We start from the raw sequence: 14,970 nt of genomic DNA on the forward strand, positions 1-14,970 counted from the left end.
AAAATAAAAATTATTTAAACACTTTAAAACGCACAGCATCATCGATATAGGCTTTTTCAGCAGCCTCCGCTTCAATTGAACCAAATACCAACTGTGCCCGAAGTTTCCAAGTTTTGGGTATATCCCATTCCGCATGAACTTGTTCATCGACAATTGGATTATAGTGCTGTAAGGATGCACCAATACCGTCACTATTTAAGGCTGTCCACGTTGAAAATTGTGCGATTGCTGTAGAGTGTTCAGCCCAAATCGGAAAGTTTTCTGCATATGCTGGAAATTTTTCCTGTAAGTTTTGGATCACCTCTAAATCTTCAAAGAAAAGAACGGTACCAAAGCCTGCGATAAAGCTGTCCATTTTAGTCTCTGTTTTTAAGGCACTTGCTTCATCTTTGGCATAAGCTTTCAGTTGAACTTTTACAAAGTTCCAGAACTTCTCATGTTCAGCATTAAACAAGATCACTGCCCGAGATGATTGCGAGTTAAAAGAAGATGGACTTTGCTTGATCGCTTGCTGAATCAAATCAGTAAGATGCTCAGGAGATTGATTAACATTACGTCCAATCGCATAAATTGTACGGCGTTTATGAATTAAATCTAAAAAATTATTCGACATTGCTGAATATCCTTGGATATATCCCCGGGGAAATCCGATACTTTAAAAAAGATTATCAAGATATTTTAAAAAATCATAACAAGTATGAATTGATTAAAATCAAAAGTATTACAACATAAAAAAACTTGCTAGAAATATCTACTTTTGTCATATGTTTCTAAGCAAAAGTGAATTAGCAGAAATATAAGGGGCTGTTGACATTTCATAACTGGCTTGCGTTGTAGTTTAAAATTGAGCATGAGATGTATACATCGTAAAGCATGAAGGATAATAGCGAATCTATTTTCGACTTTCATAACGAAGACTGAGATAATTTTAGCCACAATCAGAAGTTTTATCGTACAAACGCGTAATAAAGAAGATTGAATAAGAAGTGCCAACATTTAAAATTAAATCATAAAGACTTGCTAAATGAATGACCTCATTTAAATCATTGTCATCATGCTTAAACAACTGTCGAATAAAATCTAAGCATTAAAAATGTTTCCACTCAAAATTTAGATATCGCAATTGGTTAAAAAATGAAAGTTTTAAACATATTAAGTATCATCAGTTCAATATTTATTCTATTTTTTATGTTTTATACGCTTGGGCCTACAATTTAAAAAACTTAAACAGATGAATAAAAAATAAAAGGCAGTTTAAAACTGCCTTTTATACTTGAATTTGAGCATTTCAATCTATTGCTAATTTTTGACTAGAAATTAGCATTCAGCACTTTGGCAGGTACAGAATTTTTCCAAATATCTCGCAAAGTAGGTAAATAGAATTTTTCACCTAACTCAACCAATTCAGCGTCAATCAATGCATGTGTTTCATGCATAAATAAGTAGTCCAGTTCAACCGTAGACAATTGTTGCTGCTTTTTTGCAAATTCTTTACGTTTGGCTTGAGCTTGTTTAAGCAATTGATCTGCAAAATTTTTATTTTTATATTGGCTAATCGCTTGTAAACGTAACTCAATCACGCCCCAACCTGTAAGGAGTTTCTTAAAAATCTCAAAATCTTCAGTTGTGGATTCCCAAGTCATTTTATCCAAGTCTTCATCATCAGGAAGTACTGGGAGTAAAATTTCCATTACACTTGGAAAAATCTTTTTGAAATTTAAAATAAATTTAACAGGGTGCTCACCAGGGTAATCTTTAAACTGCACATTTTCCTGAACATCTGTTAAATAAATTGATAACATTAAAAAATCCTTAATTAAAATACTGTTTAATATAACGTTATTGGTCATCTTGCAGCCTAAGTACAAAATAAAAATAACATGAAAACAGCGAAAGAAATGCATTCTAACAATTATGACAGTTTATTCAATGCCAATTGCAGTATTCACCTGTTGTCGATCAAAGATTCTGGTGGGCGAATAGGTTAATTGTTAAAAAGAATTGCTCTTGAATAATTAAGCTCACCCTTGTTAGATGAGCCTATGTACACAAAATTACAAATAAATTTAATACTATTGTATTGGCAACTGAGTATTGTTTAGCAAACTAGGAGTACTAATTTTAGGGCTGCTTTGTATTAATTTATCTGTTTCAAATAATAGCTTTTCTTTATCTTTTGTTGAAGAAATCTTATTTATCTGATTTTTTAATTCCTTAATTTGCTCATCTAAATTCGTTACTTCATTTTTACTCTGCTGCTCTTGAGATGGTGTTACCACTGAATTTACCATTTTCGTTTGTATTACGCTTGAAGCATACTTACACTCACCAGCCAGCTTTATTGAATTAAAAACTGCATGATCAAATTTATTATCTTCTATATTTTTCAGGACAGCCTCATTGTATTTTCCAACTAACTCTTGTATAGATGTCAAGGAAGCAAATGTAGCTGTCGCAGAGAACATTTCGGTAGTAGACACTTGAAATGCGTTTGATGCCCCAGAAAAACCCGATAAGAATTTTGCAGATGTTCCTGATGTTGTAGTTCCGGCAATACCTAAAATTGCACCTAAAATACCGATCCCTCCTTTAATTCCTTTTACATTACTTATATCACTTCGATATTGATCATATATTGCTACACAATAATTCGAAGCTCTTAGAAATGATTCCACAGCATCTTTCTTATCACAAGCATCTGATTTACAAGATAAATTAGCCACACCAGTTTGGCTACCAACTCCAATCCATGGCCATTCAGGTTGTTTAGAGCCTTGTAGCGTGTTACAACCCGTCAATAATCCGATAATTATAGTAGTAAACAATAATTTTCCCATTTTTTTCTCCTTTTTGTTTCTTATAATGTCACGTTAAAAATACTATATTTATTTATAAAAATTAATAAGATGAATAAAATGTTACATTTTATAATGACTACTTATTATAATTTTCACGTGAAATTATTAACAAGATTAAATTTAGTTAAAAAACATTTTTTTCAAGAATTCTAGTTAATAAATACCCAATTCTAGGTATATCAATTCCAAGAATTACAATTAATATAATTTAAATAGATAACAACCTAATCATTAAATGGGAATATAAATATGACAAATATTTCTTTTTTTCCGAGATCTTTCAACATAACTCAAGAGGAAATAGAAAAGTTACAATTCAGTACAACATTAAGTGTTGAGCCACCCCCAAAAAACTCCTTGTTCCAAATCATGTGGGATGAATGCTTACCCATTGCAGAAAAAGTTTTAGCAACCGATTATTTTCAACATATGATTATAGGTAATCTTGACCCTCAAGATTATGGTCGTTTAATTAATCAAGATTCATTTTACTGCTTTAATGGTCAATTTGATTATGAGCTTGCATCGCAAAGAGCACAAAGTGATAAAATCTTATTTGACTTTTATAATGCAAAAGCACAAAGCTATAAAAGATATAATGTATATTTTACAAATTATTGGGGAATAAAGGATAGAAATAGTATTTTTCCAAACAACTTTATAAATGCATACGTTGAACATGAAAAATTAATTGCTAGTAATGAGCAAAGTCCATATCTCATGTGCGCAATGCTCCCCTGTGAATATCTATGGTTTTGTATAGCTAGAGGTATTGATAACAGGGTTAAGTTATCAAATATATATCGTTTTTGGGTTGAGGAAAATTTATCAGGAGGTGGCCAAGGTGCTTATTTAATGGGAAATATTCTAGAAAAATATAGAAATCAGTTAGATATAAATAAATGTATTAGAATATACATGGAGTCTATGAAGCATGAATTAAATGTATTTACTAATGCAACATTAAAAAGCGAATTTATGCATATAAAATAACCATTTCAAATTAAATCTCTTAAGTTGCAGTTCAATCAGAGAGTTACTCAAAAGCACAAGAAGTTGTGACAAACAAAGAAGTATTTGATTCAGTACGTAAATAATTTTAAATAAATGATGATTTTAGACACCTTTCGAGGTGTCTAAACCTTTGTTATGACGCAGTAATTACTATTTTCATTTTATTGCTACTTCAAGTTTAGAGAATAAATCATGTCTTTAGATTAAAAAAATTAATGTACATGATCCGTCTCCTTTTCCGCCACCTCAAGTGCGGCAGATTCATTGGCAACGTCATTGACCCAACCATAGCCATTTTTCATCAAAATGGTATAGGTTTTACCATCTGCTGTAATCGTGCCCATAGTAAAATTGTCTTTAATGGTTTGAGTAATATGAAACTTCTCATTATTTTGATCTCCTCCTTCTAGAGAGCCTGACCAACTAACAATATCTTCACCTGGATCTACTTCTATACGTTCTATAACAGCCTGTCTGTTTAAACCATAGCCTGGCACATTAAACACGATTTGATCGCCGACATTCTTCGCCTCTAAGGTATATAGATCATTCCTCAGAAATATTCGCCCATCTTTTTTTTGTGCATCTGTCAAAGGAACGGGATTATGCATAGACACCGTATCGACAGTACTCAAATTGAACATCTGTTGATTGAAAATCCCTGCACGTAATTTGTCCTCATCCAGCGTTACAAGATTACGGCGAGCATGGCTGTCTTTTATACGTTGCAATACTTGTGTTTCAGTAAGATTTGCATTTAGTTTCGGTGAATTCACTTGATCGATTTGTTCATTTTGTTTAGACGCAATCGCTTTAGCTATATCAGCTGTCTCCTGTTGACCTGAGATGAACCAAGCCAACAAAGAAACCACCAAAACAGTTAAAACAACGGAAATAATGAGATATATCCGTTTATTCATTATGGATTAACCGCCACTAAAAATTTTGAAATGGCTTCAACATTCTCATTAATTTTTCTTAAGCCATCAAATTTGTCAGTTTCACCTAAACGCACACCATATTCAGGACTATAGATATCTGGGCTTGAATATAAGCCAATTTGATTTCCACCCATAATGGTACTGCCTAAAGGATGACCGAATCCCCAGTTATAACCTGTAGTTCGATCAAAACTATGTCCTAGCCCCATGTTATGCCCTAACTCATGTCGCATTGCAGTGATACCACAACCATAGTTATGTGATCCGATCATGTTGTACTTGCTCGGTGTGCTATTTACATAGGCGAGACCGCAACCCGAATGATCTGTAATGGTATATATCGCATCGGCCCCTGTTCTGGTTCTTTCCGCTTGTACAGTGGCATCTGAACGTCCTAAATTAATCGCATCACCGAGTGTCGTTCCAGGGATTCGATAATCCAAGTATCCGACTTCTTTGTAGTAGGCTTTTGCTTGCGAGTTTTCAAGCGCTTCATTGGTTAATCTGAGTGCTTCACGGGCTTGAATTTTTGCAGCAGTTGAACCGAGTTTGTCATTGACTACCGGGCTATTCACAAGCAATAGATCAATCTGATAGCTATCGGTGTTCCAAACACCGTTGTTAAATACCAAACGGATTTTATCGCCTTTTTTCAAACTTGCACTAATGTTACTACCTGAAACTGTAAACGCTGTATCCGCAGAATTAGATACGATGACTTTGTCACCCGACTGAGCCGCTGGCAAGTTTACAACAGGTGCCCATTGTGCATTATCAGCGGTTATTTCAACAACAGGGGTTTTAAATGTAAAACCTTGTGCAGCGGTGTTTGCAGTAAATACGGTTTTAGGAGAAGAAGCCAAAACCCAATACGATTTATCTGCAATATAAATGAACTCGTAACGATTGCCCTTGTTGAGTTTTAGGGTTGCGGTGGTATTGGTATTTTCATTTTCAATCACTGATTGCCAGCTTGCTGTTGAGCTAACAATGATACGATCTCGGTCGTTTGCTGTTTGCGGTAATTTTAATGAAGACACCCACGCCCCATCAGCAAAACGAATTTCTGTTTTAGGTGCAGTTAAATTTTGCAAAGCCGTATTTAATGCCGCAGTATTACCATTGATCACGTTGATAATACGTGTCGGAACAGACAGTGGAACCCATTTACTCAGTTCTTGATTATATTGAAAGATATATGCATCATTTTTATTAACAACCAATGTACTTGGAAATAAAGCATTTTGTGAATTAATTTTTGAGGATTTAAGCGCATTAGACTTAATTACAAGGATCTGGCCATTCTGACCTGTTTGCGGTAAATGAATTGTCTCAGTCCAAGCAGCATCACTTAAAACATATTGGGCCTGTGATTGTTGAAATACTGGAATGGTATTGCCATTTTTTTCAGGCGTAAAATTGGCAGTTTCAGGCGCATAAAACTCCCATTTTCCATTACTAAATTTAAAACGATAACTGTTTCCAGACTTTAGTGTGAGAACGCCTTTTTTTTCAATATTTACATTACTTAAATCAATATCACTGTCATAACCCGCAGTTGATTGAATTGTAATTAGGGCACCTTCTTTTGCTACATTCGGTAAGGAAATATTCTTCACCCAATTGCCATTGGATACACTAAATATCAGATCATCATAGCCTGTTGGGATGATTCCACTCTGGTTATTCTGGTTTGGTGATAGTGTGGTTGCGGCTATGGCAAAAGTGACCATGCCACTTGTAATGAAGACTGTAATAACTTTTCTTTTATTCATGTTATACCTGAGTCAATATTATAAAGTTGAGCTGACACTATAAATTAATTTTTATTGAAAAATAAAATTAAAAATTGTTAATAAAATGGATAAAACTAACAGCAACCCCAGGTTCTATTAACTTATAAATATATGATATATAAATAAAAATAAATATTACAACCCCAGAATAATGCAGAGCTCATAAAATAAAACTTAGTAAAATCATTAATATAAATCAATCAATAATTCGTGAATTATCCTTCTTTTTGTTGAATAATCGCTGAGCTTAAATCTTAATATTCCATTATAGAAATTTGATATTTCTATAGCTGATTCAACCCATTAAAATTATTTCTATATCATTTCATCCACATTGATTTTCACATCTTTATTTTCTGGATTTGTAAATTAAAAAATAACAATATCAATAATTTAAATAAATAATGTTAAGTTTATAAAGCAATATTTTCTATTCAAAAGAGTAAAAATCACAAAAAAAGTGTCCTCAAAGGATATGGTCGCTAATTATTCTAAATGGTAAAAACTTTTAATCGCTTAACAGTTTCATGTTGGATAACCACAATGATCACGGAAAGTCATCAAATTAAAGCAAGAAAAGTACATTTCGATTTTTCTGAGTCTTCTGTATGTTGGATGCCAGATGATCCACTATGTTCACATATTGCCAATGGTATCAATATGCTTTTGCCTGCGGGTGAGTTTTGGTTTTGTCGGGTATTTAATAAAACCCTCCCACATATTACAGATGAAAAATTAAAACAAGAAGTTATTGGCTTTGTCCGTCAAGAAGCTGCACATGCACGCGCACATGAAAAAGTACAAGACTTTTTAAGAGAAAATGGCTATGACATACAAGAACCATTAAATCGTGCCCATCTTGTTTTCAACATTTTATTAGGTGACAAACCATTAGGAATTCCTTTTTTAAAAGGGAAAAAATTTGATGAATATTGGTTAATCTTTCGTGTAGGTGTCATTGCAGCAATTGAGCACTTCACAGGTACAATTGGGCAATGGACGCTTGATAGCAAATCTTGGGATAAAGCAGATCCAGCCATGGCTGATTTATTCCGCTGGCATCTCGCTGAAGAAGTTGAACATCGTTGTGTCGCTTATGATTTGTTTGAGCATTTATTACAACAAAAGCTAGGTTTTTATGTTTCCAGACAAATCATTATGATGGGAATTTTTCCGCTTTTTATTTACTTCCTTGTTGATTTTGCTCGTAGTCTTGGTCAACAAGATACTGAGCATCAACAAATCCAGAAATTAATGCGCCGTGGGTTCTTTGCTTTTATTCGAGAGTTTGAAAAAACTGCAACCAAAACAGATCACCTACCGACCATTAAATACCTATGGAAAGCCACTCTACGTTGGACATCTCCAAAGTTTAACCCAATTCATGAGGGTGATACAGAACAGGCTTTAGCTTATATGTCACGTTCACCTGCTGTTCAGTATTTTGAGAAAACGGCGCTCAATTAGAGTCAGGACATAATATAAATTGTGTTTATAAAAAGCCTTCTATAAAAGAAGGCTCATGTAATCACTTTATGAGTGGCATACTTTCTTTTGTACTATTTGGTGGGATGATGATTTGAACTCTGCGTTGGCCATTTCCAACGGCCTTAATTTCTCCACTGGTCAGCCCATATGTAATCTTAGCACTCTTAAAACTCTTTCCAGAATCACTTGAAATCTCGGCATTACCTTCTAATGTAACCAAAAGCCTATTTGCATCATATGTAATCTTTTCAGCGCTACCATTGATCAATTCACCTGTTTGATAATTTTTCTTTTTAAATTCTACTGGATGACCTAAAGCAATAATACGATCAAGCTGTTTGTTCTTCTTTTGTTTTAGCTCGATTTCATTTCCCTCAATACTCATCGACCCTTGTTTAGCGATGAAGTTTCCTTGATATACGCCTTCTCTAGCGTTTAAATTGAAACTTAAAAAATCACCAGACAACTCTAAAGGTTTACTAAAGTCAGGATCAAATTGAGCTCTAGAGGCAATAGGAATCAAAGACAAGAGGATTATAAATAAAGTTTTTTTCATATCGAAAGATTATTAATAATAATGAGTATCATTTTCAAATAATACCATAATGGCAATGTTTTCGACACCATTCAGAGCCATGACACCCTATTCCCCCTAAACAACGTTCAAACTATTAAAGGATTGTTTTAACCTTAGCACTCTATCAAGATATTTATTTACCAAACTCGCACATCCTAAATCTAGAGAATGTCGAGCCTTATCTCTTAAAATATAGCTATTATGAATCTAATTAATGTTGGCTTATTTGTTTTAATGACATTAATTGTGCTGATGATTAAAAGAATAAACGTCTTCACAATCAGGTTAAACAACTAATGGCGGAAAGGTTATACTAGCTATGACACTGACAGGATACAACAATCTTGATCTCGTCCCATTACAAACGACTTTAGATTTCATCAAACGAAAGCATCCTTTACTCGAACAATGGTGGCAACATGAATTCGGATTCCCGCTCGAATATCTCACACAAGGCGAACTCGGACATTTCAAAAAACCCCACAGCCTTGACGAAATCAGAAATCGACTCATTGAGGCTGGATTTCAAAGCTGCCATGAAACTCGCGAGAAACATGGTTAATGCGAGTCCTATAACTCCTCCAAATTCAAAATAAAAAAGCACCTTAAGGTGCTTTTTTAAACGACTGATGCTTGCTCAATAAATCATCAACAGTACCGTCACTTACAGCTTTTGATTATTTCGCGTTTGGACGTACCATTTTTTCAGGTTGTACCACTTCATCAAACTGTTCAGCCGTGACAAAGCCAAGTTCTATCGCGACTTCTTTTAAAGTCTTATCTTCTTTATAAGCCGTTTTGGCAACTTTAGCGGCATTTTCATAACCAATCACAGGATTCAGTGCTGTTACCAACATCAATGAATTATGTAAGAAGTAATCAATTTTTTCACGATTTGGTTCAATCCCTACAGCACAGTGTTCATCGAAGCTGTTACATGCATCGCCAAGCAATTGAATCGACTGAACAAGATTATATGCAATCACAGGCATATAAACATTCAGTTCAAAATTCCCCGCTGCACCTGCAAAATTAATCGTGGTGTCATTCCCCATCACTTGCGCAACCACCATGGTCATTGCTTCACATTGGGTTGGGTTGACTTTACCTGGCATGATGCTTGAACCTGGTTCATTCTCTGGAATACGCAACTCACCCAAACCACAACGTGGTCCACTTGCTAACCAACGTATATCATTGGCAATTTTATTTAAACTTGCAGCTAAGGTTTTCAATGAACCAGAAGCAAATACAGCAGCATCACGACCAGCAAGTGCTTCAAACTTATTTGGATTACTGATAAATGGCAAACCCGTCAGTTTGGCTAATTCTTCCGCTGCTTTGTCTGCATATTCAGGATGCGCATTTAAACCTGTACCAACAGCTGTACCACCAAGTGGTAACTCATAGAGCCACACCAAAGCCTGTTGTAAACGTTTTAGTCCATGATCCAGCTGTGAAACATAGCCACTGAATTCCTGTCCTAATGTAAGTGGTGTTGCATCCTGTAAATGAGTACGGCCAATCTTAACAATATCGTCAAACGCTTCAGATTTGCGATGTAAAGTGTCTCGTAAACGTTTTACTGCTGGAATAAGCAACTCATTGATTTGTACCGCAGCAGCCACATGAATCGCTGTTGGAAATGAATCATTCGTAGATTGCGCACGATTGACATGATCATTCGGATGCACAGGCTTTTGTGAACCTAATGGATTGCCTAGTTTTTGATTGGCGATATTGGCAATGACTTCATTACAGTTCATATTACTTTGCGTACCTGAACCTGTTTGCCAAACCACCAAAGGAAATTGTGAATCCCATTTGCCTGAAATTACTTCATCAGCAGCATCGACAATATACTGTGACAGATCATGCGGAATTTGGTTTAAGCTGGCATTGGTTATTGCCGCTGCTTTTTTGACTAGCCCCATCGCTCGAATCATCGGGCGTGGCATATGTTCTGTACCAATTTTAAAATTTTCTACGCTTCGCTGAGTTTGTGCGCCCCACATTGCTTCGCTTGGGACTTCAACATCGCCCATTGTGTCATGTTCAATACGTGTTTGCATTTTCAACCTCTTCTTCATCCATATCTTATTTTCAAGTTAAAGCTTGTTTTGACAACATCTGCGTAAAAACACCAGCTTCAGCGAAGCGATTATGCTAAACAAATCAATCAAAAATGTAAATGATAATTATTTACAACAATCATCTATTCTGGATTTTTATCGGTTGTTTAAGGTATTTTGATAAAAACGCCATTCATCTTCAATCATTTGTTTAAGCGAGCGCTGTGCTTTCCATTTTAAAATCTCAAATGCTTTTTGGCTGGTAGATGCAACCTGATCCAGTTCATCTAATTTATACACCGCATCAATTTGATGGATTTGACTTGCTGTAACCTCTTCGATCAAGTTGATCAGGTTTTGTATCGAACTGACAGGACCTGCAATATCAAAACTTTGATAAACATTGCCCTGCTCATGTAGCCAAAGAATAGTTGATTTAATTGCTTCACATACATCAAGTACATGCACAAAGCTACGCTCAGTCGTTTTATCCTCAGTCTCTGAATTACGTTGTACTTCAATTAGATCACGTTGTTGAGCCGCAACTTGTAAAGCCAAAGGGACAACATTTTTAGGTAGAGGTGCAACAAACTCACCCAAGACACCATGCTCAAATGCACCGACGACATTTGAAACCCTTAAAATGGCAATTTTCCATTCTTCATCAGTTTTGAATGTGTCTTTAATGATTTCTTCAATCATTTGCTGAGATTTTATATAAGGATTAGGGTAACTATAATTAAATGCGGTTTGTTCATTCAGCTCTAAACTTGATTGCGCATAAACCATAAGGCTAGAAAGATGTACCAAATTTCTGACACCGGTACGCTGCATCGCGCGTAATAAACTCATAATACAACTGAGATTGTCATTATAATATTCAAGTGGTTTTAGATTTGACTCTTCAATGGACTTAAATCCCGCACAATGCACAACGGTATCTATTGAATATTGTTCAAATACTTTATTTAAAGCGGGGGTATTACGAATATCAATTTTGACAAAGGGAATGTACATTCCTGTTATAAATTCTAAGCGTTCTAAGCATTGCAGATTGGCATTGGCTAGATTATCCACAATGACGACCGCTTGCCCTTGAGCTAGCAAACTTAAAACCACATGCGAGCCTATAAAGCCTAAACCACCAGTCACTAAAATCATTGTATACTACCTATCATTATCAAGTTTGAATGTTGCAAACTGTCCATTCTCCAAGTGAATCGCCATCAAATGAGTACTTTATTACTAATCACCGCAGCACCGACTTCAATCCATGCATGGCATGCATTGGGTTTAGCGCAGGCACTGCAAGCTGAAGATCAAGAATTTCGTGTTTTCTTTTATCAAGATGGTGTACAAGTTGCGAACAACTTGCAATGGGTTCCTGACGATCAACGTAATTTATCTGTAGAATGGCAAAAACTCTCAATTCGACTTCCTGTCTGTGTGAGTGCTGCATTAGCGCGGGGGATAACAGATCAAGAGAATGCCAAACGTCACCAAATTCCAGCCGATAATCTTGCAAAAGGCTTTGAGCTTGTGGGTTTAGGCGAACTTGCAGATGCTGTTCAATCTACAGATCGTATCATTCAATTCTAAGTTGATCATCCCATTAGCGTGTTGCATTTAAAAGGTAATTTGTGTGAATACTGTGCTCGTTGTGATAACTCAAGCAAATTTAAATACATTGCAGATACATGAAAGCTTGTCAGCAACCATGGTGCTTGCAACTTTTGGCTGTAAAGTCAAAGTGTTACTTAAAGACGCTGGATTAAGCCTACTTAAATCAGAAATGGCTTTTAGCCAATTAAATCACGTATTTAAGCTTGCTTCAAATCTGGTCGATAGCTTTGAATTCTATGATTTAACACCAGTTTTAGTAGAAAATATGAATAAATCCTCGACTTTTGTTACTCAATCACAACAAGAGTTGGAATTTGTAGAACTGAATGCTGAATTTATTCAGTCTTTTGATCATGTGTTGTATTGGTAAGCAGTAGATGGAAAGTCCAAATGTCAGATAAAACACTTTATTTAATTCAATCTTCTTTTATACATACAGACCATATATTGAATCAGTTGGATCAACTGTATGGTTCTCATGATCACGTTGTTTTAATGGGTGATGCGGTACTGTTTGTAGCAGACCAGCGTTTAACAAACAAACAGAATCTTTATCTTCTTGAAAATGATGCTGAGATTTTATCTGAATCCATTCCTGAAAATTTTAAATCAATTTCTTACCCACAATTTGCTCAGTTGGTTTTAGACTTTAGCCGTTGTATCAGTTTAAAATAGTGGGCTAGCTTGTCAATTATCTTCGATTTTTTAAAAATCAATCTTTGATGTTTTGTTGATCAAAAGTTACATTGTTTCAGTTGTTTTGTTTAGGTGGTTTTATGAGCTTTGAGTTAGACCAAGATGGTCATTTAGTAGATTACACCATTTGGAATGAACAGGTTGCTCAAGAGTTAGCACAAAGTTTAGATCTACAACTGACCCCATGGCATTTTGAAGTGTTGCATGCAGTACGTCAATTTTATACCCAGTTTGGCCACTCACCTGCAACTCGTCCACTGATTAAATTTTTAATGAAAACGATCAACCCAGCAATTGATAATGCTGTTCTACAAGACAAGTTTAATACAGGACTGGTTGCCCGCCATTTAAGCCGTTTGGCAGGTATCCCTAAACCTGCAAATTGTTTGTGATCAGTTCGTAAATATTAATTCGTTTAATTCAATATGAGATCAAACCCATCAATATAGCGAGTAAATATCTAAACTGGCGATAGCATAAATTATTTCACTTTCTTCCTGAGCAAATCCCATTGGTATTTGAAAAAATATTTTAGTGTTTGATTTGGATTGACTGCAGTTTTATTTTTTAAATTTACGCCATCCGAATGATCATAATCTAAAAAATTAGCTGTAGTACCCTGTATAAATTGAAAGCTCGATCCTTTGGCTGTAATTTTCTGTGATTCAAACAAATGATCTAATCCAAAACGATGCCCTAATTCATGTACCACGACTTGATTAAATATATTTTGAGGACAGTTAAATAAGGTAACGCTGTCACCACCAGCACCAACTGCGTTCTTTATCTCTACAGTTGTGACGAAAACATAATTTTTAGTCGCTAAGTTTTTATCTTGATATTTTTTATAAAACTTACTTAAGTCACTTAAAAAATAACCCGTGTCATTTATATTTAATTTATTCAAAGATATATTAACATCATCGTCTTTGCTACGATATTTGTTTAAATCAAATGTTGGGGCATTTTTTATTTCTACATTAATTAAAGTTTGGTTAAATGAGTTATGCTTTAAAAAATTTTCATAATCATGTGAACGGCTTGGTTTTTTTCCATCAGTTATAACGTCTACAAAGATAACCGATATAGTAGGAATCACAGCATTATGATAAAGCATTAGCTTCCCAACTTTCTCTTGGGTCTCTCCTTTTATTGCTGTTACAATGATTTCTTCATGTTTTTGCAAAGCACCTGTGCACTTAATATTCACTATTTCTGAAGCTAGATAATAAATCTCTTCTTCTCTTTTAATATCTTCGCCTAAATCTCGGGTCATTTTTTTGGCGTAAATAAAATCTTCGACACTGAACTCTGCTGGTTCAATAATAATATTCGGATTTGAAACTTCAAACTTAATCTTTGTTCCATCATTTTTTAATGAAAAATTATTTTCTGAATCTAATAGTCTCAACTCTAAATTAAGCCTAACCCCTTGATTGACAGGATTAGAACTATTGCTATCCTCCTGTGAGCTTGGGTAAATTGCTAACCATGCAGGGATATATTCTGTACCAAATGGGCTAATTTTAGTAATTTGGTCTTGAGTATATGTCGCTTTTAATGATTGTATCGAACCACTAACTAAAGCAACTTTGTTTCCAAATTTTGTTGCTGCATTCGGTCTATAGTTGGTTAATTTTTTAAAGTATTCAGGTCTGTACCAATCAAAACCATAACTTCCATCATATATGTTATCTTCACATCTTCGAAAATGAATCGTAAACTTCTGTAGGCACGTATCACAAGTACTTCCGACTGTTGGGCTTGAACCAATTCCCATTCGATGACTCCATATTAAATATTTTATAAATTATTAAATTTTTGCATCAGTTAAATAAGTATATAAAAATTAATAACTTGATCAAAGTTATCTGTTAAAAAAAACTCTAAATTCTTTATCAAGCA

The 14,970-nt window shown here is 34.8% G+C and carries 16 protein-coding genes; 7 read left to right on the forward strand and 9 right to left on the reverse strand.

Annotated elements, in window-relative coordinates; translation table 11 throughout:
• Nucleotides 1-10: 10 nt before the first annotated feature.
• From FHR28_RS10080 to FHR28_RS10090, 3 genes are all read right to left on the reverse strand, one after another.
• Nucleotides 11-613, reverse strand: a complete 603-nt coding sequence (locus FHR28_RS10080; protein ID WP_105712669.1) for a nitroreductase family protein — start codon at nucleotides 611-613, stop codon at nucleotides 11-13.
• 697 nt (nucleotides 614-1,310) lie between these two features.
• Nucleotides 1,311-1,802: a hypothetical protein gene (locus FHR28_RS10085; RefSeq protein WP_004720580.1), complete on the reverse strand. Its 492-nt coding sequence runs from the start codon at nucleotides 1,800-1,802 to the stop codon at nucleotides 1,311-1,313.
• A 270-nt stretch (nucleotides 1,803-2,072) separates the two neighbouring features.
• Complete coding sequence (locus tag FHR28_RS10090) at nucleotides 2,073-2,837, reverse strand: hypothetical protein (protein WP_105712670.1); 765 nt, start codon at nucleotides 2,835-2,837, stop codon at nucleotides 2,073-2,075.
• Between the two features lie 270 nt (nucleotides 2,838-3,107).
• Here FHR28_RS10090 and FHR28_RS10095 point away from each other — a divergent pair, with 270 nt between their 5' ends.
• Nucleotides 3,108-3,851, forward strand: a complete 744-nt coding sequence (locus FHR28_RS10095; protein ID WP_166782516.1) for a hypothetical protein — start codon at nucleotides 3,108-3,110, stop codon at nucleotides 3,849-3,851.
• 233 nt (nucleotides 3,852-4,084) lie between these two features.
• On the opposite strand, the gene cpaB is transcribed toward FHR28_RS10095, so the two are convergent.
• Nucleotides 4,085-4,792, reverse strand: coding sequence for a metalloprotease secretion chaperone CpaB (gene cpaB, locus FHR28_RS10100; RefSeq protein ID WP_105712672.1), 708 nt, complete (start codon nucleotides 4,790-4,792; stop codon nucleotides 4,085-4,087).
• Nucleotides 4,792-6,588, reverse strand: a complete 1,797-nt coding sequence (gene cpaA / locus FHR28_RS10105) for a metalloendopeptidase CpaA (protein WP_166782517.1) — start codon at nucleotides 6,586-6,588, stop codon at nucleotides 4,792-4,794. Before cpaA ends, cpaB begins: the two co-directional genes overlap by 1 nt.
• A gap of 564 nt (nucleotides 6,589-7,152) precedes the next feature.
• Between cpaA and FHR28_RS10110 the strand changes: the two genes are divergently transcribed.
• On the forward strand, nucleotides 7,153-8,076 hold the full coding sequence (locus tag FHR28_RS10110; protein WP_166782518.1) for a metal-dependent hydrolase: 924 nt from the start codon (nucleotides 7,153-7,155) through the stop codon (nucleotides 8,074-8,076).
• Between the two features lie 61 nt (nucleotides 8,077-8,137).
• On the opposite strand, the gene lptA is transcribed toward FHR28_RS10110, so the two are convergent.
• Nucleotides 8,138-8,653 carry a lipopolysaccharide transport periplasmic protein LptA gene (lptA, locus tag FHR28_RS10115; RefSeq protein WP_096734069.1) on the reverse strand — a complete coding sequence of 172 codons (516 nt, stop codon included), beginning with the start codon at nucleotides 8,651-8,653 and terminating at the stop codon, nucleotides 8,138-8,140.
• Between the two features lie 340 nt (nucleotides 8,654-8,993).
• On the opposite strand from lptA, the gene FHR28_RS10120 reads away from it, so the two are divergent.
• Entirely contained in the window at nucleotides 8,994-9,236 is a 243-nt protein-coding gene (locus FHR28_RS10120; protein WP_004720592.1) for a hypothetical protein, read from the forward strand.
• Between the two features lie 115 nt (nucleotides 9,237-9,351).
• Here FHR28_RS10120 and fumC read toward each other — a convergent pair whose 3' ends face one another.
• Nucleotides 9,352-10,746 (reverse strand): class II fumarate hydratase, encoded by a 1,395-nt coding sequence (fumC, locus tag FHR28_RS10125; protein WP_004821410.1) that lies wholly within the window; start codon nucleotides 10,744-10,746, stop codon nucleotides 9,352-9,354.
• A gap of 156 nt (nucleotides 10,747-10,902) precedes the next feature.
• On the reverse strand, nucleotides 10,903-11,907 hold the full coding sequence (locus tag FHR28_RS10130; protein ID WP_105712676.1) for an SDR family NAD(P)-dependent oxidoreductase: 1,005 nt from the start codon (nucleotides 11,905-11,907) through the stop codon (nucleotides 10,903-10,905).
• A 69-nt stretch (nucleotides 11,908-11,976) separates the two neighbouring features.
• Here FHR28_RS10130 and tusD point away from each other — a divergent pair, with 69 nt between their 5' ends.
• The 4 genes from tusD (at nucleotide 11,977) to FHR28_RS10150 (ending at nucleotide 13,457) form a co-directional block, all read left to right on the forward strand.
• On the forward strand, nucleotides 11,977-12,345 hold the full coding sequence (gene tusD / locus FHR28_RS10135) for a sulfurtransferase complex subunit TusD (RefSeq protein WP_004720599.1): 369 nt from the start codon (nucleotides 11,977-11,979) through the stop codon (nucleotides 12,343-12,345).
• A gap of 43 nt (nucleotides 12,346-12,388) precedes the next feature.
• On the forward strand, nucleotides 12,389-12,739 hold the full coding sequence (locus tag FHR28_RS10140; protein WP_166782519.1) for a hypothetical protein: 351 nt from the start codon (nucleotides 12,389-12,391) through the stop codon (nucleotides 12,737-12,739).
• A gap of 20 nt (nucleotides 12,740-12,759) precedes the next feature.
• The gene (locus FHR28_RS10145; RefSeq protein WP_166782520.1) at nucleotides 12,760-13,044 is read left to right on the forward strand and encodes a DsrH/TusB family sulfur metabolism protein; all 285 of its coding nucleotides are present in this window, start codon (nucleotides 12,760-12,762) and stop codon (nucleotides 13,042-13,044) included.
• A 101-nt stretch (nucleotides 13,045-13,145) separates the two neighbouring features.
• On the forward strand, nucleotides 13,146-13,457 hold the full coding sequence (locus FHR28_RS10150; protein WP_004821403.1) for a TusE/DsrC/DsvC family sulfur relay protein: 312 nt from the start codon (nucleotides 13,146-13,148) through the stop codon (nucleotides 13,455-13,457).
• 89 nt (nucleotides 13,458-13,546) lie between these two features.
• Here FHR28_RS10150 and FHR28_RS10155 read toward each other — a convergent pair whose 3' ends face one another.
• Nucleotides 13,547-14,845, reverse strand: a complete 1,299-nt coding sequence (locus FHR28_RS10155; RefSeq protein ID WP_166782521.1) for a reprolysin-like metallopeptidase — start codon at nucleotides 14,843-14,845, stop codon at nucleotides 13,547-13,549.
• Nucleotides 14,846-14,970 lie beyond the last annotated feature (125 nt).

Origin of the sequence: Acinetobacter sp. BIGb0196 (assembly GCF_011759595.1) — a bacterium.
GTDB lineage: Bacteria > Pseudomonadota > Gammaproteobacteria > Pseudomonadales > Moraxellaceae > Acinetobacter > Acinetobacter guillouiae.